Here is a 21,471-nt window from a genome sequence, read left to right on the forward strand (position 1 = left end):
ATTAATCCTCCAACCCTTCTGAAAATAACTGAGCTTCCAGGTCGTCGATATTTCCTTCCTGGGAAATAAAAAGCTCTCTTGGTTTGGTAGAAGCGGCTGGTTTCACCGTCATGAAAGTGCGGTATTGTTCGTCCGTAATAATCCGTAGTTGCATCGCTCTTTTCAAAACCATTGGAAAAGGCACTTTGAAAAAGTTTGCAATATCTGACGCAAGGAAACTCGGGATTTTTAGAATGTCTTCACGGAAAAAACTTTCCACGTCTTTGTATGGCAACAAAGCATCAAAGATCAGTTGCTCCGAACGATTTGCCAAAGAAGCAGGACTGGCATACATGCTATGCAAACCAAGCGAAACTGTTAGCAAATGAATATGATAATTCCTTTCGTTAATTTCCGAAGCTGCATTTACAAACACCCAACCTTTTTGATGATACATGCAGGCAAAACCTTTGAAAGTTGTATCAATATTATGAAGCTGAGCTATTTTAATTCCTTCCGGATACGGTAATTTATGACCAATCTGATGTACAATATCCTGTGCATAAGATACATCTGCAACTTCACCGGCTGGTTCAATAACCCAGTCGCCGTTAACCAATCCGTCAAAAAGCTGGTTCGCAAATTTCTGGCTTTCCACCTGTCCTAAATGTAGAATAATTCTATTTCCACGAACTGAGAAATCAAGCGGGAGCTGATTTTTGATTTGCTTTCTAGCCATTTTTATGAAGAAGTGTTAATATTTATTTCAAAGATACATTCTTCCTGTATTCGCTACAAGATTAAAGTTGACTTTATCTCCACTGCAAAGTATTCAACAGATGAACCATATCTTTCTGAATAAAATTAACAACCGGCGCCAGTGAATCGTTTTTTGTAGCCGTTGAAAAGTAAATCGCACCACGTAAAAAGTGCTTGGTACTATCCGTCGTGTAGAATTGATAAGGACTTGGAACATCACCTTCAATCTTAAAAATCATCGCCGTGAGGTCATTTGTTGTAACCAGTTTTTGTGCCTGAATCGATGAAGCACGAACCTGATGTTTTCCTGTCAGCTTGAAAGAATCATTAATATAATCCTGCAAACGTTTCGGGTCGTTATTGATGTCTTTATAAGTCAGCTGGATATTAGCCTTAAACTGTGGATAATAAATGAAAATCCAATCCTTTTGTGCCGTAGCAAAAGTATCAGGCACAACCCTTGCCGATTTGGAATATTCAAAAGTATAAGGATGCTTTTCCGTCAGTTTTTGGTAAGTCTGGGCAGGCAAATCAATCCGATTAAAACCCTTGGGCCTTGGAACATAAGCCTGCTGCTCATTTCCACACGAAAAAAGAAATGATGAAAATAAAACAAAAAGTATAATAAGAGGGAAACGGTTTTGCATTGATTTTTTGATTTCTTCCGGGAGAAATTTAGCACGCAAAGCTAACGAAAAGAGCTAAACAATATTTTGGATAATTGATTTAAGGTGTTATTCAAAAACAAAAAATAAGGAACCGTTCAACACGACAGTTCCTTATTTTTTATATTAATATACTAAAAATCAATAATTTACTATTCAACCGTCACCGATTTGGCAAGGTTTCTTGGCTGATCAACATTTCTTCCGCGCATTACGGCGATATAGTAAGAAAGTAATTGCAAAGGAATAACTGAAACCAGGGGAGTAAGAATTTCATGAACTTCCGGTACTTCAATCACAAAATCAACCATACCCGGAATTAGCGTATCGCCTTCCGTAACAATCGCAATCACACGGCCTTTGCGCGCTTTTACTTCCTGGATATTGGAAACTATTTTTTCATAAGACCCATCTTTTGTAGCCAGGAAAACAACCGGCATATCTTCGTCAATTAAGGCAATCGGACCATGTTTCATTTCCGCAGCCGGATATCCTTCTGCGTGGATGTAAGAGATTTCCTTTAATTTCAGCGCTCCTTCCAAAGCGACAGGAAAATTCAACCCGCGTCCCAGATAAATGAAATTCCGAACATATGTGAAAATGAAAGCGATTTCTTTAATCTTCGCCGCATTTTCAAAAACCTTTTCAACCTTAGCCGGAATTCCTTCCAGTTCATTCAAAAGCTGCTGATAAGTTTCTTCCGAAATGGTACCTTTTCGTTTTGCCGTCGCGATGGCAATTAATGTCAAAACCGTTACCTGGGCAGTAAATGCTTTTGTACTCGCCACGCCAATTTCCGGTCCCGCATGTGTGTAAGCTCCTGCATGTGAAGCGCGTGCAATGGAGGAACCTACTACATTACAAACGCCAAAAATTGTGGCACCTTTGGATTTCGCCAGTTCGATAGCAGCCAGCGTATCAGCCGTTTCACCGGATTGAGATATGGCTATAACAATATCATTTTTCTTGATAACCGGATTTCTGTAACGGAATTCTGAAGCATATTCCACCTCGACGTTAACCCTTGCCAGTTCTTCAAAAAGATATTCAGCGACCAATCCTGCATGCCAGGAAGTTCCGCAGCCGACTACGACAATTCTATCAGCGACAGCAAGTTCATCAATATAATCAGCCAGACCGCCGAGTTGCAAATGTGCATCCGAAGCTCTCAATCTCCCCCGCATACTATCCGCAATGGAACGCGGCTGTTCAAAAATTTCTTTGATCATGAAATGGTCATAACCACCTTTTTCGATGGTTTCCAGTTCCATTTCCAGTTTCTGGATGTACGGTACTTTTAGGGTGTTATCAAGATTTTGAATACTCAGCTTGCCATCACGAATCACAGCGACCTCATAATCATCCAGATAAACCACATCTTTTGTATATTCAATAATCGGAGTGGCGTCAGAGGCAAAGAAAAATTCATCTTCACCGATTCCAATTACCAGAGGACTTCCTTTTCTTGCAGCAATTAACTGATCCGGAAAATTTACGGACATTACGACTATCGCATAGGCACCAACAACTTCTAAAAGCGCAAGTCTTACCGCTTCTTCCAAAGATTTTCCAGTTTCTTTCTGAATATCTTCAATAAAATGAATCAGCACTTCTGTATCCGTTGCACTATGGAAAACGTGTCCTTTTGTTACCAGATTTTGTTTGATCGAAGCGTAGTTTTCAATAATACCATTATGAATAATGGCCAGTTTGTGATCATTAGAAAAATGCGGATGCGCATTTACATCGTTTGGCTCTCCATGTGTCGCCCAACGCGTGTGTCCTATCCCGATGGTTGATTTTAATTGTTTACCATTCAGTTGAGTTTCCAAGTCAGAAACTTTCCCCTTTTTCTTATAAATATTCAATTCAGAGTCTTCCATCAAGGCGACGCCAGAGCTATCATAACCGCGATATTCCAGACGTTTAAGGCCTTTGATAATTAATGGATAGGCCTCTCTGCTCCCTACATAAGCAACAATTCCGCACATATTTTCTTAATTTTTATTGGGATGTATGTATAGTATTGACTGCAAATAAATAGCAACAGAAACTAGATAACAAACTAAATCCTAAAAATTATCCAATTTTGGTAGAGTGTTCGAACACACACTATGATATTCATAATGAAGGATTTATATCTTAAAAAATATTAAAAATTCGATATATAAACATTCCATGATGATCTGGAAATTTCCCCTTACAACTCATTTTTCTTCCATTGAAATAAAAAAGTAAAGCACAAAAAAAATGGCGACCAGTTTCTGGCCGCCATCTATAAATTCGTTTGTCTATTTTAGCTCATCAAATCTGTGTACAGATTGTAATAAGATTCAGAGAATTTTTCGTCTTCCTCGTCCAGTTCAACACGCTTTGGAGCTTCGTTAAAAATCTGGTTAAGGCTGTCGCTGCAATGCTCTTCGGCTTTAACAACCGCATCAGCATACGCACATCCGATTTTAACAAAACCTTCAAAATCCGCTGAGTGAAGATGCGAAAGTGCTTCGTCACTAACATCGATTGCTTTTGCTTTGCTCATCAAATCAGCATCAAATTTATAATCAAAAGCATTGTTGTGTACTGTAAATACACTTTTTGTGTCCTTAAACATCGGATCATTACGATACGTAGTTTTAAGGTACATTGGGATTAAAGCAGTCATCCAGTCGTTGCAATGTACAACGTCCGGTGCCCATCCAAGTTTTTTCACAGTTTCAAGAACACCTTTGCAAAAGAAAATCGCACGCTCATCATTATCATCGTAGAAATTATTCTCCTTATCGAAGAATACAGATTTACGGTGAAAATAGTCATCGTTATCTATAAAATAAACTTGTAATTTGGCGTTTGGAATGGAGGCTACCTTGATGATCAGCGGTTTTTCTTCATCGCCAACCGTAATATTAATTCCTGACAATCGAACTACTTCGTGAAGCCTGTTTTTACGCTCATTGATTAGACCAAATCGAGGTACCAAAATCCTGATTTCTGCGCCACGTTCCTGCATTGCTTGCGGTAATCTTCTAACATAATCCGCAACATCTGTGGTTTGGAGAAAAGGATTGATTTCACTGGCTACATACAAAATTCGTAGTTTGTCCATTAGATATTTAGCAGTTTGTGAAAAAAAGTTTTGCAAAATTACATAAAAAAAACCGGGATTTCAATAGAAATTAAAAACTAATTGTAATATTGCGCAGAGTTTGGCCGTATTTATGCCAAATATTTTAGAAACCCCCGCGAAAAGGCCGGAATTCACATATTTACCAACAAAGCTGAAAAAAGTCAGTTTGTAACGAATCCGGCGTCTTCTAATCTATAAATACCTTTCATGGAAGTTTTTACTTCAATTCATAGCCTAAAAAATTTTCTTTCTGTTCAACGCCTCCAAAATAAAAGTATTGGACTGATCCCAACCATGGGTGCGCTGCATGAAGGACATATATCCCTAATCGAAACTGCCGCAAAACAAAATGACATTACTGTTTGCAGCATTTTCGTAAATCCCACACAGTTTAACAATCCGGAAGATCTCGCCAAATATCCCAGGACTTTGGAAGAGGATTGCAAAATGCTGGAAGATGCTGGCTGTTCAGCCGTTTTTGCACCGACAGTCGATGAAATGTATCCTGAGCAGACAATGCTTACCATGAATTTCGGATTGCTTGAAACGGTAATGGAAGGCGCTTCTCGTCCTGGCCATTTTAACGGCGTAGGAATCGTAGTTTCCAAGTTGTTCAATATTGTCCAGCCAAACAGAGCTTATTTTGGTCAGAAAGATTTGCAGCAGGTAACGGTTGTAAAACGTTTGGTTGCAGATTTGTCTTTCAATCTTGAATTGATTGTTTGTCCAACCGTAAGAGAAAATGATGGTTTAGCTATGTCGTCAAGAAACAGAAGACTTAGTGAAGCAGAAAGAGCCCACGCGCCGATCATTTATAAAATACTGCTGGATGCCAAAGAAAAGATTTTGGCAGGAATTGATATTGAAGAAACAAAAGAATCCGTACAACGCGAATTTCTGGTACTTGCCGGTTTTGAACTGGATTATTTTGAAGTTGTAAATATTAAAACTTTACAGCCCATTCATACCATTGGTGTTGCCAATACAACGGCACTTTGTATCGCTACCTTTTTAGGGCCGGTCCGGTTAATTGATAATATTGTTTTTTAATTCCGGTTTGCTATAAAACAGAAAAAGCCTCTTCCGAGGCTTTTTCTGTTTTATAGCAAAATTGATCCTATTCCAATTTCCAATCTCCGCGGTATGTGCGTTTCACAAACTGATTCGCTTCGTCAAAGTTGGTAATTTTCATATTGGTACCATCCCATAGCAATTTTTTGCGTCCAGGGAAGTCAAAACCTTTTCCATCAGCTCTTGCCTGGCGAAGGTTGTAGCTGCGGATACCAAGGTTACCCATAATTACGGTTTCAGTAAGCGGACCAGCATAATCAAAAGAAGAAGTCAACGCTTTGTGTTCTTTGCTTTGGTAACCAGCTTTACAAGCATCAGACCATGCAACATGGTGACCGAATTCTGGCATCGGTGTGTATTTGTTACCAAAATCACCTTCCTTATATTCCAGTTTTGTACCATTTTTCAAGTAAACTTTTGGTGCTTTACCATACGTTCCGCAAGTCATCACACCTTTTTCGCCGATCAATAAAACACCATTGCTGCTGTCTGGTTCTCCAAGTGGTTCATCAGCAGGAATCAAATCGGGATGGAACGGACGTAAGCCTCCGTCATGCCATGTTAGTGTAACTGCTGATTTATTAACCTTATTGGCTGGGAATTTCAACTGAACTCTCGCCGATGGCGGACAGCCCTCAGGAATATACTCAGCGTCCCAATCTTTGATAAATACTTGCCCTACGCTACATTCAAGTTCAGTTGGATAACCAAGCCCTAATGTTCTGAAAGCAGGGTCAATTAGGTGACATCCCATATCTCCCAAAGCACCCGTTCCGAAATTCCACCATCCACGCCATTTGAATGGATGCCATGCCGGATTATAGTCAACCCAGGGAGCGGAACCAACCCAAAGATCCCAGTCAAGTCCTTCCGGCGTTGGCATTTTTGCAGTCGGAACAGGAATTCCCTGCGGCCACACCGGACGGTTTGTCCAAACGTGCGCTTCATGCACATTACCGATAAGACCTTTGTTAAACCATTCCTTCATTTGGTTTTGTGCAGGATTGGAAGCACCCTGGTTTCCCATCTGGGTCACCACTTTATATTTTCTCGCAGCCTCCGTAAGCATACGCGCTTCATAAATATCATGTGTCAAAGGCTTTTGCACATATACGTGTTTTCCTCTTTGCATCGCCGCCATTGCGATGATCGCGTGCATATGATCCGTTGTAGAAACTGTTACTGCATCTATATCCTTGCCCATTTCATCAAACATGCGTCTGAAATCTTTATATTTCTTGGCATCCGGATGAAGTTCAAAATTCTTTTTTGCCTGGTTCCAGTCAACATCACAAAGTGCTACCAGATTTTCAGCACCTTTATTCCATGCATTGTTGGTATCCGAAAATCCTTTACCGCCAACACCAATACCGGCAATATTCAATTTATCACTAGGAGCGATAAATCCTTTACCCAGTACGTTCCTTGGAACGATAAAAAAACTTCCCACTGCCGCCGCGGTAGTTTTCTGAAGAAAGTCACGGCGCGTTACACCGCTTGGTTTATTCTCTGTACTCATCGGGTTTTGGTCTTAAATAAGATTAATAATAGTCAAAAGCGTAGTTGGACTAATTCTTACTGAATGGAAACAATCAGCGCTTAAATATACCAACGTTCGGCTATATAGTACTATTCTTTCTCATTATTTCACCATTACAATTTTAAATAAATTTATCCGGTTCTAAAATATTCCTGTGGTAAAATGCCCGGCAGTATGCCGTATTGGAATACTATTCACAATTGGAACTACCCATAAAACGGTTATGTTTTGAAGGGTGTGTATAATTCCTTTAACTTTGCGGAATTTCCACGCATTCACAATAAAATTTCACTCATCGAACTGAGTAATGCAACTAACCATCATGAAGTCCAAGATTCACCGTGTTAAGGTGACTCAGGCAGAATTAAATTACGTAGGAAGTATCACCATCGACGAAGACCTGATGGATGCAGCCGGATTACTTGAAAATGAACAGGTTCACATTGTTAATAATAATAATGGAGAACGTTTTGTGACGTATGTAATTAAAGGAGAACGCAATAGCGGAATGATCTGCCTTAATGGCGCAGCAGCCCGCAGGGTACAGATTGGTGATATCATTATCATTATATCGTATGCCAGCATGACTCCCGAGGAAGCAAAATCTTACAAACCTTTGGTTGTTTTTCCTGACCATAACAATCAGCTGGTATCTTAGTTATCAGCTGCCAGCCTGTCAAATTATTCAAAACCGAAATTTATTAAAATGAAAAGCGCACTACGCTACATTATCTCGCTGGGACTGGCGGGTGGTTTGATCTGGTTCGTTTTTAAGGATATCGATCTTGATGATATGCTTAAAAGATTCGCTCAGGCCGATTGGCGTTGGATAGCGCTTTCCTGTGTACTTCTAATATTTGCACACATTACCCGCGCCTGGCGTTGGGGAATGCTGATGGAGCCTTTGGGTTATAAACCAAAACTTTTGAACAGTACAGTATCTGTGTTGACTGGCTATTTTGCCAACTATATCGTTCCAAGAATGGGTGAAGTAACCCGCTGCGGTACACTTTACAGACTTGAAAAAATTCCTGTAAATCTTAGTTTTGGTACTGTCGTTGCAGAAAGGATTTTTGACGTGATCATTCTTTTAGGTCTTATTGGTTTAAATTTCATTCTGGAATTTGATCGCCTCAGCAGCTTTTTTACAGAAATGTTTCAAAGTAAAATTCAGGGAAGCGGACAGCCGCAAACTGGCCCTAATGTCTTTCTGATTATTGGAGGTATTTTTTTTCTGGCAGGAATTATTGCTTTGATCGTCATTTTAAGAAGCAGTGCGCTTCGCGATAAATTGATGCAAAATGCGATTGTTCAAAAGATTGTAGGCTTTCTGCAAGGAATGCTGGAAGGTTTGCTGAGTGTAAGAAAATTAAAAAATCCTGGCTTATTTTTTCTGAGCACAGCTATGATCTGGATTTTCTATTATCTGGTTTCTTATGTTCTTTTCTTTTGCATTCCGGAGACTTCTCAACTGGGATTATTAGCCGGACTTACTTTGCTGGTAGTTGGGTCAATCGGTATGACGGCACCTACACAGGGAGGAATCGGAGCATATCATTTACTGGTTGGAAGTGTAATGGTTCTGTATGGTTTGACACAAAAAGATGGTATTACTTTGGCAACTTTTATTCACGGTACGCAAATGTTATTTATGCTGGTAGTAGGCGCTTTTGCATTCTTGTTCGTACTAGTTCAGAATAAAGCAACCGACGAACCGGTTGCAGCAGTTACAAATAATTAATCCATTTTTCCTAAAACCAAAAATATTATTTGAGAATGAACGCGACAGAAAGTAAGATCGTACGCATTGAAGAAGCAAAAACGCTGATTGAAGATTGGCAAAGAGCAGGCCAGAAAGTTGTTTTCACCAATGGCTGTTTTGATATTGTACATTTAGGACATATTGATTACCTGGAAAAAGCGCATGCTTTGGGAGGAAGACTGGTACTCGGACTCAATACAGATGCATCGGTAAGCCGCTTAAAAGGTCCGCTTCGCCCTGTTGTAAATGAGTATGCCCGCGCACGTTTGATGGCAGCTTTGTCATTTGTAGATGCTGTCATTTTGTTCGACGAACCTACGCCAAGTGAGCTGATTGAGGCGCTAAAACCTGACATTTTGGTAAAAGGTGACGATTATACAGTCGAAAATATCGCTGGCGCAGATTTTGTTCTTAGTAATGGAGGAGAGGTAAAAACGATAGCACTTGTCAAAGGATATTCAACTTCCGCGGTGATCGAGAAGATTAAACAAGGATATTAAGATTAAAATATTTTTTACATAAGTGACTAATATCGATCGCTCCGTTTAAGTATTGAAATTTAATTTTTCATAACAACTATAAAAGAGAAAAAGATATGATGGGTGCATATGTAATTGGTATACTTGTCATGCTCATTAGCGTTTACGTTCAATGGCGTTTGAAAAGTAAGTTTGAAGAATATTCACAAGTTGGACTAAGCAACGGAATGAGCGGCCGCGAGATCGCTGAGAAAATGCTTAGAGATAGCGGAATTTATGATGTTCGGGTTGTTTCCGTTGAAGGACAACTTACTGATCATTATAATCCGGAAGATAAAACAGTAAATCTGAGTCCTGATGTATTTCATGGACGCAGTGTATCGGCAGCAGCGGTAGCTTCTCACGAATGTGGGCACGCTGTTCAGCATGCAACGGCTTACAAATGGCTGCAATTCCGTTCAAAGATGGTTCCGTTTCTAAGCATTTCATCCCGTTATATGCAGTGGGTGATTTTGGGAGGTATTTTGTTACTGAACACAACACCACTTCCATTGACAATCGGAGTTGCATTATTTGCACTTACTACGCTTTTCACGTTCATTACACTTCCTGTTGAATACGACGCGAGTAACAGAGCTTTGGCCTGGATTCAGCAAAACAGAGTGGTAAACGAAAGAGAATATATCATGGCTGCTGACGCCTTGAAATGGGCAGCAAGAACATATCTTGTAGCAGCAATCGGTTCCTTAGCCACTTTGCTTTACTACGTAACCATTCTAATGGGCAGAAGAGATTAATTTGATTTTTTAATCAAAGTTTGAATATTGAGAGAAGTCAGCTTTTTGTAAGTTGACTTCTCTTTTTTGTTTAGGTATATTTGTTTTACTGCATCAACTATAAAATTAAAATCCCGTAAAACAATAAAGTAATTAATGGATTCAATATCAGAAGCCCGCCGACATATTGCTAATGCCAAAGAAATATTAAGTGAGAAGGCAAAAAAGGAAGATGGCCGTTATCAGGATAAAAAATATGTAAAAATGGCTGGTCATACAGCTTGCACTGGTGTGTTATTAGCTTTGGATATTTTATTGGGCAATAAGAAAAAGTCAACCAGAAAGAGTGTAGAATGGTATCAGTACGAATTATCAACAATTGATAAGAAAATGACCGGTGCTTTTGCAAATGTTTATGAAATACTTCACTTGTCTATGGGTTATGAGGGAGCTCAAAATGCCAAAGTTGCCGCAATTGGATTAAAAGAAGCTGAAAATATTATTAGCTGGACAGAAACCAGAATTCAGAAATTCAAAAATTAACTTCTTATTTAATCCACAACTCACTTCCGCTGATTCCAATAAATCACAACATTATGCGTCGAGCGGCCGGAAGCTATAACATCCAGATCTCCATCTCCATCCAGGTCGGCTGTCGTTAAATCCTCACAAGCGATTTTGATTTTATCATCCAGTGAATATTCCTGCCATTTTTTCCCCTCCGCATCCATACCAACAAACATTCTTACGCCCATCTGATCCGCCACATTTGGATTTCGCCAGCCCACAACAATCTGATCACGGCCTTGTCCGAAAAAATCTGCGCAGGCTAATGCGTGTCCTTCTTTCATTTTATCCGTTAAAACAGTTCTGTTATCTTTTGAATAAACCACCAGAGAATTTCCATGCATTGGCTCAACCGATGTCGAAAAAAGCTGATTTTTACCCAAACTGCCCATTCTGATCTCTCCTACTCCTTGTCCCGGAATCATCCAGTTTCCCGAAGGCGCCCATCCACCCACGCCATTTAAAAATACCTGAACACCTTCTTTACTTGCAACAGCTAATCCAACAAAACGGCCAGGAACTTCCATTGGTTGGAAATTATGCGTCATGTGCATATTTGTTTCAATCAGATTATAACCCCACAATCCCTTTCGATTTTCGGGCACATCGAAAGCGATCATATTTACGCCCGCTCCCACTCCATTCACATTTCCTTCTCCATGCAGCGGCAAAACGATTAACTGAAAAGTATTGTCTTCCCGTTTCACCCATTGCATTCTGTGAATAGTCACTTCATGATGTAAACGCACAGGCTCCCAAAGTTTTGTTCTGTCCTCCGTTGGAGACAAATAAAATACAGCCCCCGATAATTTGTTATTTTTTGTTTCAGAAGGATTCCATTGTGCACCTACCGCAATTTCCACCTTTCCGTCTCCATCAATATCCCTTGCGGCGATACATACATTATCCTGTTCCGTAAGATCTTTTGCAATGACATAACGTATCCACGTTGCAGCTTTTTCACCTGGATTTTTGTACCAAACAATTTCTTTTTTATCCGCCAGCAAAATATCAGGTTTTCCATCACCGTCCACATCTCCTGTCGTCACCCCATAACCAATGCTGATTTCGCCATCAATCACTTCTCCTTTAAATGTAGCCGTCTGACTGTTAGATTTAAAATGGAAAAGTAAAATGAGAACGAAGGATAATATTTGTTTTTTCATAGATTAATTTTTCAATTTCAATGCCAGGAAGAGCTCATAAAGCCTACTTTTTCACAATATACTTCAAAAACATTACCTCTTGCATTTCAAAACACACATTTTTGCTTCGCTTTGGTCTGCTTTTCATACTTTTGTAGTTTACAGAGAACCAAAAACCATTTTATGAAAACCGTTCCCCTACACCAGGTCCACGTTGAGTTAGGTGCCAAAATAGTACCCTTTGCAGGTTTTGAGATGCCAGTGCGCTATTCTTCTGATATGGAAGAGCATCACACGGTCCGCAATAACGTAGGTGTTTTCGATGTGTCACACATGGGGGAATTTAGTGTTAAAGGTCCGGGCGCCCTTGATCTGATACAAAAAGTAACGTCCAACGACGCTTCGGCGCTATTTGACGGAAAAGTACAATACAGCTATTTGCCAAATGCTGATGGCGGTGTTGTGGATGATTTGCTTGTTTATCGTTACAATGCAGAAGAATATCTTTTGGTTGTAAACGCTTCCAACATAGAAAAAGACTGGAACTGGATTCAAAGCCATAATACGGAAGGTGTTGAAATGAAAAACCTTTCTGACGAATTATGTCTTTTGGCTGTTCAGGGCCCAAATGCTACTGCGACGCTGCAAAAATTAACGACTGTTGATTTGTCGGCCATGGATTATTATACATTTCAGGTTGGCACAATGGCAGGAATTGAAGATGTCATTATTTCGGCGACGGGTTATACCGGCGCGGGCGGATTTGAGATTTATATCAAAAACGAAGACGCAAAAAAAATGTGGGATGCCATTTTTGAAGCTGGAAGTGAATTTATTATTCAGCCTGTCGGACTTGGTGCACGTGATACTTTGCGGCTGGAAAAAGGTTTTTGTTTATATGGAAATGATATTGACGACAAAACTTCTCCGCTGGAAGCTGGCCTTGGCTGGGTTACCAAATTCACAAAAGATTTTATCAATTCTGATAATCTGAAAAGTCAGAAAGAAGCTGGTTTGAAAAATAAACTGGTAGGATTTGAAATGATCGACAGAGGAATTCCTCGTGGACATTATGAGCTTTGTGATGCCGAAGGACATAAATTGGGCGATGTAACATCCGGAACACAATCTCCAACTTTACAAAAAGGAATTGGCTTAGGTTATGTTCCAACTGCATACAGCAAACCGGAAACAGAAATTTTCGTTAAGGTGAGAGACCGCCTTTTGAAAGCAAAAGTTGTAAAACTACCTTTTGTAAAAGGCTGATATACTATTTCTTGCCGGATTGAAAATTCAATCCGGCAATCTATTTTTGTCTCAATTTTAATACCAATATTTCTGTTTAGTAGATTGTATGAAGCACCTTGATGTTTGCCTTACCCCCGATTTATTGCATTTACATAAACTTGATAATTCAATCGTTGTTGTTGCCGATATTTTCCGCGCCACTTCCTGCATGGTAACAGGACTTGCTTATGGCGTAAAAAGTATAACGCCCGTAGCAACAATAGAAGAATGTAAACTTTTACAAGACAGAGGATTTATTGCCGCAGCCGAAAGGGATGCTCATAAAGTAGAAGGATTTGACCTGGATAATTCCCCGTTCAGTTATATGAACGAGCGATTAATTGGATCTGAAATTGCAATGACAACGACCAACGGAACGTTATCCATTGCAAAAGCGAGAGCCTCCGCGGTAAAAGTAATGGTTGGCGCTTTCTTAAATCTGGGAGCTTTGGCGAATCATTTAAGATCTGAACAATATGATGTGCTCGTACTTTGCGCAGGCTGGAAAGGCAGACCAAATCTTGAAGATACTTTGTTCGCAGGCGCTTTGGCAGAGGCATTGAAGGATCAGTTTATGCTAAGAGAAGATGGCACACTGATGGCGCAAAGACTTTATAATCAAAGCCGTGAAAACTTGCTTTCAGCTGTTTCCAATTCTTCCCACGTAAGAAGATTACAGCGACTGGGCATTTCTAAGGATATCGCTTATTGCTTACAGACAGATCTTTATGATGTAGTTCCGGTTTTGAGAGGAACGACGCTGGTTGCAATGAACTAACCGGTTCAATAATTTTGTAAAAATAAGTTTCAACAATTATACATGTCAAAATTCTTCATCATTGCTTTTCTTGGATTGCTGTTAAGTATAACGTGGGTTCAGGCTCAGGAAATTCCTTCCGAACCGCAGTCGGATACTACGCTGACAAATCCTGTTGACGAAAAAGGTAAAAAACTAAAACCGGTAGCTGCTGATACGCTGTCAGAAAAAGAAGCAGAAGAACAGGTCTTAAAAGCGGCAAAAGCAGCCGGAGATACCGTTTACGCGTATAAAATTATTGCAGATGATTTGTCTTACATACAAGTTTGTCCTGGTACAACCATAACGCTTCCTTTCGTAACCGAAGGTCCTTTTGACGCAGACAACAATTTTATTGTACACATTATTGATCCGGCAGGAAAGTCCATACCAATCTCTTTGCCATCCAAGACCAGCCCCATAAGAGCTGTTATTCCTTCTTATAAAATTGGTGGGGAGGTTTATAAATTGCAGATTTTAAGTACCATTCCCGTTGTAAAAAGTCAGGAAGTTCCCATTCGTTTATTACAAACTCCAACAGCAAGAATTGAAGTTGCTGATGGTACACAGGCTATTCGAATCATGCCGGGAAAAGAAGCACAGCTACGTATTAATTTACAAGGAAGTGCACCATGGACTTTCAGGCTTTCAGATAGCACGACGGTTCAAACGATGTCCAATCCATATTACATGTCGGTGAAACCGGCGCATGTTAAAGCATACCGGATTATTGGTGTGTCAAACGCTTGTGGTAGCGGTGTGAGTACAGGGGAACCGATTGTTAATGTTGATGACAATCCTGAACCAAAACTTGAACTGAAAGAAGTTGACAAATTGGTTCGCGTTTGTACAGGGATTCCATTTCAGGTTCCTTTCAGCGCAACAGGGAAATTCAAGGCAGGAAATAAATTTGTAGTTCAAATTGCAGATCATTCCGGTACATTTAAAACTATATCGTCGCCGGATACCACGGGTTATATAGCAGCCCAGATTCCTTCAACTTATAAGCCGGGTGATTACCGTTTGCGCGTTACCTCTTCGGCGCCTTATATGATAAGTCAAACTGCCAATATTACGATTGTGGCTCCAACGGTTGCAACTTTGCAAAGGGATTCATTACACTTGCCTGAAAATGGTTCTGGTGATTTGTCAGTCCGTTTTGACGGCGGAGGCCCCTGGTTTGTGCTTTTATCGGATGGAACGTACGAAAACAACATTATGGATTCACCGCATAAAATCACGGTGAAACCTTATTACGATACTAATTTTCAAATCACTTCTGCCGGAGGACTTTGTGGTGTTGGGAAATTCTCAGGCCGTGCAAAAGTTACTGTAACAACGCCACCCGCAAGTATTACGATGGAAAAACTTCCGCAGTCGATTGTTTGCGCAGGAAGTAGTATTGAAATTCCATATAAAACAATTGGAAGATATTCTGCAACCAACCGGTTTGTTGTGCAGATTACTGATAAAAACGGAAGATTTGTTGATTTACCAACAACAGTAACTGCAACTACTTTTACCGCAAAAGTAACCCCGGCGGTTTCTCAGGGAGACACGATTCGCACGCAAAAAATCAGGATTATTTCTTCTTCTCCGGCAGTATCCAGTAAGGTTGAGGAAATCAAAGTTATTCCGAATAACAAAGCTGTTGGAGAAGTAACGGGTAAAGCCTTTATCGCTGCCGGAAGATCGACAAGAATTCAATTGAAATTTAAAAATGGATTACCGCCATGGTCATTCACTTTATCAGACGGAACTGCGGTTAATGGAACATTCCTGAATCCGTATTTAATCACTGTAACACCGGCAGCCACTACGGAATATACCATCAGTTCATTAAAAAGTGGCTGCGGAACCGGGACAAGTATGGGGTCTGCGCTAGTAACTGTTGATAAATAATTTCTTAAACCCAAAGTAAAGGCGGAAATGATGCGCAACTTTATACTGCTTTTACTTTGGGGATTGTTGCCAACTGCTATTTATGCACAAAATGTCCCGTTAGGAACATGGGAATCGCATTTTAGCTATCGTTCAGCAAAACATATTCTTAAAGTCCGCAACAAAATTTTTTGCTCTTCCTACAACGGACTTTTCAGTTTTGACCAGGTTAACAACCAGATTACAAATTATTCAAAGGCAAACGGTTTGAGTGCAGTTGGTGTATCGAGCATGGCTTATGATTCAACTGAAAATCTTATTATTTTAGCTTACCGGAGCGGCAACCTTGATCTCTTATACCTCAATGATGATCTTGAACCAGATCAAATTATAAACTGGCCTTTTCTGGCTGATGCTACTGACTTGCCCGCAAACAAACAAATTTCAAAAATATCCTTTCTAGAAAATAAGGTATACCTCAGTACCAATTTTGGCATTATTAAACTTGATCCAAAACTTCGTGAGATCGAAGAAACATACCGTTATATCGGAGCTGGCGGACTGGAAGTTTCAGTAACAGATCTCACTTTTTCTAATGATTCTTTATTTGCAGCAACATCGCAGGGACTTCTGGCAACATCGCTCAGATCTTCAATTAATAAACAATATTTCGCCAATTGGAAAACAATTCCAACTCCGTATAAAGCGGTATCAGTATCGTACCAAAACGGAAATATTTACGCAGGATTTGCAGGAGCCGGGATTTATAAAAGAAAAAATTCTATTTGGGAATCAGTTTACGAATCTGCCAGTCAGAATTATTCTTTTTCGGAAAAAGATAATCTGGTAACCATTTCAGATCGAATTCTGGTTTTAAATCAAACCAAAACGGACGTTTACCAAAATCCGATTTTTAGCACTCTCCAGGAATCTTTACGTATCAATTCCTACTTCTGGAGTGCAGATATGAAACAAGGTTTGTTAAGTAATAAAGACGGCTCATTTAAATCTTACAGTCCTGTCGAAGGTGATACAACCATCGCCCCCAGAACAGATTCTTCCGTAGTAGACTTAAATGGACTGACCTGGACAAGACTGCCAGCTTATCTTGGTGGTGGAATTTCCGTAAAAAACCTTAAAACAAATAAACAACGAATACTTTCCACGTCCGTTGGAAGCGGCGGATTGCCATCTTCTTTAATTCACAGTCTGGCAATAGACACTGATGGCTATGTCTGGTTCGCAAGCGAACGTGGTGTTGGATATTTCTTGCCGGATGATATTTTATCAGGATCACCCATTGATGCGATATTACCGATTTACGGACAGCGAAAGCTTTTTTCCAGTGAAAGATCCAACGCCCTTACAGTTGAACCAGGTAATCGGAAATGGATTGGAACGGATAATGGATTATTTCAATTTACAGCAGATGGTACTGAATTGGTAAAACAATTTACAGCTGCTGACAGTCCATTACCATCAAGTAAAATATCAGCCTTGAAATTTGAAAGATCAACCGGATTGCTGTTTGTTGATACGCCAAATGGAATGGTTTCGTATAGAAGTGATGCCACCACGCCCGAAGAAAATTTATCGTCAATAACCGTTTTCCCAAATCCTGTCAGACCGAATTTTGATGGCATTCTTGGGGTAAAAGGGCTTATGGACAATTCAACTGTTAAATTTACAGATCTTTCCGGCCGGCTTGTTTATGAAACCCGTTCACAAGGCGGCACAGCATCCTGGAATTTGAATGATTATACCGGCAAAAGAGTCCGGGGAGGAATTTATTTGATTATCATTGTGTCGTCAGACAGAAGTGAGAAAATAGCTGGGAAACTGGCAGTTATTAATTAGAAACAACCTGATCATAAACAAATATCGAAATCAGAAATTTACCTTTGTAACTGATAAGATATCAAAAACAAAAAAATGATACCCCACGAAAAACCACCTTTCATTATTGGTATAACCGGCGGAAGCGCATCGGGCAAAACTTTTTTTATGAAATGCCTCATTGATTCCTTCAAACCGGAAGACGTTTGCCGCATTTCACAGGATAACTATTACCGCCCGATTCATGAAATACCACGCGATGAAAATGGAGTAGAAAATTTTGACCTTCCGGAAACAATTGATCACCACCTTTTCGCAGAACATATCGCTGTTTTACGTGCAGGTCGTGAAGTTCATCAAAAGGAATATACATTCAATAATCCGCTGATCAAACCGGAAATTCTGGTTTTTGAGCCTCGCCCAATTATCATTGTTGAAGGGATCTTCGTGTTGTATTTCCCGGATATCGCCCGTCTTATCGATCTCAAAATTTTCGTAGATGCCAAAGAACATGTGAAAATCAAGCGCCGGATTATTCGTGATAATAACGAAAGAGGTTATGATCTGGATGACGTACTTTACCGCTGGGAACATCACGTTGCTCCTACTTATGATAAATATATTTTACCGCTAAGGTCGGAGGCTGATATGATAATCAACAACAATACAAGATTTGATACCGGACTGGATGTATTGGTTGGCTTTTTAAAAAAGAAATTGGAAGAGAGAGAATAATTCTCCATTCGTACGAAACTTACATTGATTTTCTGTCTCAAAATTATTTTTTTATTTGAAGATCGGGTAAGTTTGTGATTATCACTATAATTTTCAAATTTCAAAAGTAACTTTAAATATTTCCTCTAATAAACAATTATATCTAAGTGAAAATCAGCACATACTATCAAACCGGAAAATTCTATAATTCACTTCCCGGAGTTTTATTTCTGTTTCTTACTTTACTTTTCTTTCAGTCTTGTAAAGATAGCAATACAGATCCGGTAAATAGTTACGATTATTTCCCTTTGACAGTGGGGCACTATATGATTTATGATGTAAACGAAACTGTTTATTCTTCCGGACAAGCCAATCCTGTTGTTAAGGCTTATCAGGAAAAAGACGAAATCAGCAGTGTAACTGTCAACAGTGATGGAAGCTCAACTTATATAGTTTCACGTTCATCCCGCAATACCTCGGCTGACTACTGGGTAAAAACAAAAGAATATAGCATCAACCAGTTCCCCGATAAATTAATATTTAATATCGATAACCAAAGTCTGGTTCCTTTAGTATTTCCAATAGATAGCAAGATCACCTGGAATGGAAATATGTATAATACTTTGGACGAGGAAGATTATCAATACGAAGATATTAACCAGCCTTTCAAACTTGATTCCCAATCATTTGACAAAACCTTGACTTTGGTAGAAAGAAGAGATACTACATCGGTAATCGACTATGATCTTGGTCTGAAACGTTTTGCTATTGGCGTTGGACTGATTTATGATGAACAAACTTCTTACGAATATTGCCAGGCGACTGCGGCTTGTATTGGCCAAGGAATCATTGATTCCGGTTCTAAAAAGACGAGGAAGATTATTGAATATGGACCGATGTGAAGGACATAATTAACATAAAATTTAAAATCAGCAGAATCTAATTAAGTGTTCTTTTCATTTTCAGATTTGCAAATTAAAAAAATCCTATTAATTTTACATCGGATATAACGTAAACACATTAAAACAACACTCAAATGACTAGATTGCACTCTACACAGACGAAAAAATCGTACAAAAAACCTGTTTTGGTAAAAAAAGGTAATGTTGCTAAATTGACAAAAGGCGTAAAGCCTGGCAGCAACGACTTAGAAAGTGGTGGTCAGGTATAAGTAATTTTCTTGGGCATATGTTCTACGGCTACTTTTCTGTTGATAATATATCAAATGAAAAGTATGGGCAAAGTGGTTTGGGGCTAATTTCCTTCCCTAACGGATATTTAAAATTTGACCGTATTAGTTGCACAAAAAGTTTTCAGCTTATATGTGTCTTAAATAAAGACAAACGTATAAGCATAAAAAATCCAATTGAAAATGATTTTCAATTGGATTTTTTATGCTATGATGATTTAATAGCATACTTGAAGTATAAAGATTACTTTAACAAGATATCATTGATCATTTGTGATGTTGATGGTCAGGAAATATATCTTCATAGAGATTTTTTTGGTATCAGTCCACTTTTTTACATTCATATCCCAAATAAATTAATTGCTTTTTCATCAAATTTAACATCACTTTTAAATTTACCCTCACTAAGAGATTATCTCGAAATTAATAAGTCCAAGGTAGTACAATATCTTACTTGGTTATCTGATGGAAACAACTATTCGCCTTCCACTTTCTTCCAAAATTTCTTCAATGTACTTCCAGGTCAACGATTAATTATAACAAATAAAAAGAAAGAAATCGGTTCATTTATTGATATTGATCCTTACAAATGGAGTAATATCAAGACGATGGAAGAATTCGGAGATGAATTTAGAAATCTGTTTAAAAAATCTGTCGAAAGAGATATTAACGACAACTGTATTATTAGTGCTCAACTTAGCGGGGGCCTAGATTCTTCATCAATTTGCGCTATGATTCGGCATTTAGAACCTAAAATACCAATTCATACCATTTATGCAGATACTGAAACGGTTTTAACAAATGAACAACAATATTCCGATCTGGTAGCAAAGCAGATTCAATCGTCACATGACATCTTAAAGCCCGCAACTAATAGCTTTGAAATTGCTAATTTACACGTTTCACTCTATGGACAGCCAGAATACATGTACAATGGCTCCGCGCTTAATAGAGAAATTATGCAAAATGCAGTTTCCAAAGGAAGTACCGTACTTTTTAGCGGACACGCGGGCGACGCTGTCGTAGGTTATGGCCAGGATTACATTGCTGAACTATTTGATGAAGGTAAATGGGATGTTTTGAAAAAAACTATTTCCATACCTTCTCAATTAATGTCTAATATAAATGCCCAAGAAGAAAATCCAAGCTTTAAAATACTATATTCATTATTAGCCCGGAAGAAGAAAAAGCTAAACTTTATTGAATTAATAAAGCTCGTTTTGAACGTATCACGGTTTTTCGAAATACCCATTCACTATTTTTATAAAAACGCATGGCGAAAAATTAAGGATAAATATAGGATTCCGTCTTCGATAATAAAAAAGGATTTATTACAGCATTCAGACCTGATTCCTCAGGATTCAACTTCAGTTAGAAGGCCATCTTTGGCTAATTACAAAGATATCTCAACTGTTGATGATGTTTTTACATCTCAATCAATTATAATTAATGAGCAATTCTTTATTCTGGATAAATATTATGGCATCCAGCATAAGTTTCCATTCTATGACAAAGACCTTTTTGAATTGTGCATGTCTGTTCCATCAGAATTGAAATATGATCATGGACGTCAACGAGGCCATTTTCGTGAAGCAATGAAGGGTATTCTACCGGAAGAAGTTCGTAACCGAACTTCCAAAGCAAACTTTGGTGACTATGGTAGGCGTGTTATTGTGAAACTGTACTTCGATAGCCTGCACCTACTAAATAGTGACAGTGACATTTGGAACTATGTTGACAGAAACAACTTCAACAAATCCGTAAGTTTGTTGTTAGATGATGAAGAAGCGTTGTACGTTTATAATAGAGTAATGTACTTTGTATCCAAAACAATTTATCTCGCAATTTGGCTAAGTAAGATTAAAAACAAATCGTTTATTAATTTAAACTAACTGTAACAA

The 21,471-nt window shown here is 39.0% G+C and carries 20 protein-coding genes; 14 read left to right on the forward strand and 6 right to left on the reverse strand.

Annotated features, from left to right (window positions below):
* Position 1: 1 nt before the first annotated feature.
* The 4 genes from IEE83_RS24385 to IEE83_RS24400 all read right to left on the reverse strand — a co-directional run bounded on the left by IEE83_RS24385 (position 2) and on the right by IEE83_RS24400 (position 4,506).
* Complete coding sequence (locus tag IEE83_RS24385) at positions 2 to 718, reverse strand: hypothetical protein (protein ID WP_194123087.1); 717 nt, start codon at positions 716 to 718, stop codon at positions 2 to 4.
* A gap of 73 nt (positions 719 to 791) precedes the next feature.
* Positions 792 to 1,385, reverse strand: a complete 594-nt coding sequence (gene gldD, locus IEE83_RS24390) for a gliding motility lipoprotein GldD (RefSeq protein WP_194123088.1) — start codon at positions 1,383 to 1,385, stop codon at positions 792 to 794.
* Between the two features lie 170 nt (positions 1,386 to 1,555).
* On the reverse strand, positions 1,556 to 3,394 hold the full coding sequence (gene glmS / locus IEE83_RS24395; RefSeq protein WP_194123089.1) for a glutamine--fructose-6-phosphate transaminase (isomerizing): 1,839 nt from the start codon (positions 3,392 to 3,394) through the stop codon (positions 1,556 to 1,558).
* 305 nt (positions 3,395 to 3,699) lie between these two features.
* Positions 3,700 to 4,506 (reverse strand): glycogen/starch synthase, encoded by an 807-nt coding sequence (locus IEE83_RS24400; RefSeq protein WP_194123090.1) that lies wholly within the window; start codon positions 4,504 to 4,506, stop codon positions 3,700 to 3,702.
* A 228-nt stretch (positions 4,507 to 4,734) separates the two neighbouring features.
* Here IEE83_RS24400 and panC point away from each other — a divergent pair, with 228 nt between their 5' ends.
* The gene (panC, locus tag IEE83_RS24405) at positions 4,735 to 5,577 is read left to right on the forward strand and encodes a pantoate--beta-alanine ligase (RefSeq protein WP_194123091.1); all 843 of its coding nucleotides are present in this window, start codon (positions 4,735 to 4,737) and stop codon (positions 5,575 to 5,577) included.
* 67 nt (positions 5,578 to 5,644) lie between these two features.
* Here panC and IEE83_RS24410 read toward each other — a convergent pair whose 3' ends face one another.
* Complete coding sequence (locus tag IEE83_RS24410) at positions 5,645 to 7,117, reverse strand: Gfo/Idh/MocA family protein (RefSeq protein WP_194123092.1); 1,473 nt, start codon at positions 7,115 to 7,117, stop codon at positions 5,645 to 5,647.
* A gap of 328 nt (positions 7,118 to 7,445) precedes the next feature.
* Here IEE83_RS24410 and panD point away from each other — a divergent pair, with 328 nt between their 5' ends.
* The 5 genes from panD (at position 7,446) to IEE83_RS24435 (ending at position 10,698) form a co-directional block, all read left to right on the forward strand.
* Positions 7,446 to 7,796, forward strand: a complete 351-nt coding sequence (gene panD, locus IEE83_RS24415; protein ID WP_194123093.1) for an aspartate 1-decarboxylase — start codon at positions 7,446 to 7,448, stop codon at positions 7,794 to 7,796.
* 48 nt (positions 7,797 to 7,844) lie between these two features.
* Positions 7,845 to 8,879, forward strand: coding sequence for a lysylphosphatidylglycerol synthase transmembrane domain-containing protein (locus IEE83_RS24420; RefSeq protein WP_194123094.1), 1,035 nt, complete (start codon positions 7,845 to 7,847; stop codon positions 8,877 to 8,879).
* Between the two features lie 35 nt (positions 8,880 to 8,914).
* Positions 8,915 to 9,400 carry a D-glycero-beta-D-manno-heptose 1-phosphate adenylyltransferase gene (gene rfaE2, locus IEE83_RS24425; RefSeq protein ID WP_194123095.1) on the forward strand — a complete coding sequence of 162 codons (486 nt, stop codon included), beginning with the start codon at positions 8,915 to 8,917 and terminating at the stop codon, positions 9,398 to 9,400.
* Between the two features lie 95 nt (positions 9,401 to 9,495).
* Complete coding sequence (locus IEE83_RS24430; protein WP_194123096.1) at positions 9,496 to 10,176, forward strand: zinc metallopeptidase; 681 nt, start codon at positions 9,496 to 9,498, stop codon at positions 10,174 to 10,176.
* A gap of 135 nt (positions 10,177 to 10,311) precedes the next feature.
* Entirely contained in the window at positions 10,312 to 10,698 is a 387-nt protein-coding gene (locus IEE83_RS24435) for a DUF5618 family protein (protein WP_194123097.1), read from the forward strand.
* Between the two features lie 20 nt (positions 10,699 to 10,718).
* Here the strand turns inward: IEE83_RS24435 and IEE83_RS24440 are convergent, their stop codons facing one another.
* Positions 10,719 to 11,888 (reverse strand): FG-GAP repeat domain-containing protein, encoded by a 1,170-nt coding sequence (locus tag IEE83_RS24440; protein WP_194123098.1) that lies wholly within the window; start codon positions 11,886 to 11,888, stop codon positions 10,719 to 10,721.
* A gap of 162 nt (positions 11,889 to 12,050) precedes the next feature.
* Between IEE83_RS24440 and gcvT the strand changes: the two genes are divergently transcribed.
* The 8 genes from gcvT to IEE83_RS24480 all read left to right on the forward strand — a co-directional run bounded on the left by gcvT (position 12,051) and on the right by IEE83_RS24480 (position 21,462).
* A complete protein-coding gene (gcvT, locus tag IEE83_RS24445; protein WP_194123099.1) occupies positions 12,051 to 13,133 on the forward strand; it encodes a glycine cleavage system aminomethyltransferase GcvT in 1,083 nt (360 codons plus the stop codon).
* An 88-nt stretch (positions 13,134 to 13,221) separates the two neighbouring features.
* Positions 13,222 to 13,932, forward strand: a complete 711-nt coding sequence (locus tag IEE83_RS24450) for a 2-phosphosulfolactate phosphatase (RefSeq protein ID WP_194123100.1) — start codon at positions 13,222 to 13,224, stop codon at positions 13,930 to 13,932.
* 42 nt (positions 13,933 to 13,974) lie between these two features.
* Positions 13,975 to 15,852 carry a hypothetical protein gene (locus IEE83_RS24455; RefSeq protein WP_194123101.1) on the forward strand — a complete coding sequence of 626 codons (1,878 nt, stop codon included), beginning with the start codon at positions 13,975 to 13,977 and terminating at the stop codon, positions 15,850 to 15,852.
* Between the two features lie 27 nt (positions 15,853 to 15,879).
* Positions 15,880 to 17,688 carry a PorZ beta-propeller-like domain-containing protein gene (locus tag IEE83_RS24460; RefSeq protein ID WP_194123102.1) on the forward strand — a complete coding sequence of 603 codons (1,809 nt, stop codon included), beginning with the start codon at positions 15,880 to 15,882 and terminating at the stop codon, positions 17,686 to 17,688.
* A 75-nt stretch (positions 17,689 to 17,763) separates the two neighbouring features.
* Positions 17,764 to 18,402 carry a uridine kinase family protein gene (locus IEE83_RS24465; RefSeq protein WP_194123103.1) on the forward strand — a complete coding sequence of 213 codons (639 nt, stop codon included), beginning with the start codon at positions 17,764 to 17,766 and terminating at the stop codon, positions 18,400 to 18,402.
* A 146-nt stretch (positions 18,403 to 18,548) separates the two neighbouring features.
* The gene (locus IEE83_RS24470) at positions 18,549 to 19,283 is read left to right on the forward strand and encodes a hypothetical protein (RefSeq protein WP_194123104.1); all 735 of its coding nucleotides are present in this window, start codon (positions 18,549 to 18,551) and stop codon (positions 19,281 to 19,283) included.
* Between the two features lie 134 nt (positions 19,284 to 19,417).
* Positions 19,418 to 19,552 carry a lasso RiPP family leader peptide-containing protein gene (locus IEE83_RS24475; protein ID WP_194123105.1) on the forward strand — a complete coding sequence of 45 codons (135 nt, stop codon included), beginning with the start codon at positions 19,418 to 19,420 and terminating at the stop codon, positions 19,550 to 19,552.
* A 17-nt stretch (positions 19,553 to 19,569) separates the two neighbouring features.
* Entirely contained in the window at positions 19,570 to 21,462 is a 1,893-nt protein-coding gene (locus IEE83_RS24480; protein ID WP_194123106.1) for an asparagine synthase-related protein, read from the forward strand.
* Positions 21,463 to 21,471 lie beyond the last annotated feature (9 nt).

Source organism: Dyadobacter subterraneus (assembly GCF_015221875.1).
Taxonomy (GTDB): domain Bacteria; phylum Bacteroidota; class Bacteroidia; order Cytophagales; family Spirosomataceae; genus Dyadobacter; species Dyadobacter subterraneus.

Bases quoted from the DNA above. Each gene is read 5' to 3' on its own strand.
- IEE83_RS24385 (WP_194123087.1), bottom strand. From the start codon at position 718: ATGGCTAGAAAGCAAATCAAAAATCAGCTCCCGCTTGATTTCTCAGTT.
- gldD (WP_194123088.1), bottom strand. From the start codon at position 1,385: ATGCAAAACCGTTTCCCTCTTATTATACTTTTTGTTTTATTTTCATCA.
- glmS (WP_194123089.1), bottom strand. From the start codon at position 3,394: ATGTGCGGAATTGTTGCTTATGTAGGGAGCAGAGAGGCCTATCCATTA.
- IEE83_RS24400 (WP_194123090.1), bottom strand. From the start codon at position 4,506: ATGGACAAACTACGAATTTTGTATGTAGCCAGTGAAATCAATCCTTTT.
- panC (WP_194123091.1), top strand. From the start codon at position 4,735: ATGGAAGTTTTTACTTCAATTCATAGCCTAAAAAATTTTCTTTCTGTT.
- IEE83_RS24410 (WP_194123092.1), bottom strand. From the start codon at position 7,117: ATGAGTACAGAGAATAAACCAAGCGGTGTAACGCGCCGTGACTTTCTT.
- panD (WP_194123093.1), top strand. From the start codon at position 7,446: ATGCAACTAACCATCATGAAGTCCAAGATTCACCGTGTTAAGGTGACT.
- IEE83_RS24420 (WP_194123094.1), top strand. From the start codon at position 7,845: ATGAAAAGCGCACTACGCTACATTATCTCGCTGGGACTGGCGGGTGGT.
- rfaE2 (WP_194123095.1), top strand. From the start codon at position 8,915: ATGAACGCGACAGAAAGTAAGATCGTACGCATTGAAGAAGCAAAAACG.
- IEE83_RS24430 (WP_194123096.1), top strand. From the start codon at position 9,496: ATGATGGGTGCATATGTAATTGGTATACTTGTCATGCTCATTAGCGTT.
- IEE83_RS24435 (WP_194123097.1), top strand. From the start codon at position 10,312: ATGGATTCAATATCAGAAGCCCGCCGACATATTGCTAATGCCAAAGAA.
- IEE83_RS24440 (WP_194123098.1), bottom strand. From the start codon at position 11,888: ATGAAAAAACAAATATTATCCTTCGTTCTCATTTTACTTTTCCATTTT.
- gcvT (WP_194123099.1), top strand. From the start codon at position 12,051: ATGAAAACCGTTCCCCTACACCAGGTCCACGTTGAGTTAGGTGCCAAA.
- IEE83_RS24450 (WP_194123100.1), top strand. From the start codon at position 13,222: ATGAAGCACCTTGATGTTTGCCTTACCCCCGATTTATTGCATTTACAT.
- IEE83_RS24455 (WP_194123101.1), top strand. From the start codon at position 13,975: ATGTCAAAATTCTTCATCATTGCTTTTCTTGGATTGCTGTTAAGTATA.
- IEE83_RS24460 (WP_194123102.1), top strand. From the start codon at position 15,880: ATGATGCGCAACTTTATACTGCTTTTACTTTGGGGATTGTTGCCAACT.
- IEE83_RS24465 (WP_194123103.1), top strand. From the start codon at position 17,764: ATGATACCCCACGAAAAACCACCTTTCATTATTGGTATAACCGGCGGA.
- IEE83_RS24475 (WP_194123105.1), top strand. From the start codon at position 19,418: ATGACTAGATTGCACTCTACACAGACGAAAAAATCGTACAAAAAACCT.
- IEE83_RS24480 (WP_194123106.1), top strand. From the start codon at position 19,570: ATGTTCTACGGCTACTTTTCTGTTGATAATATATCAAATGAAAAGTAT.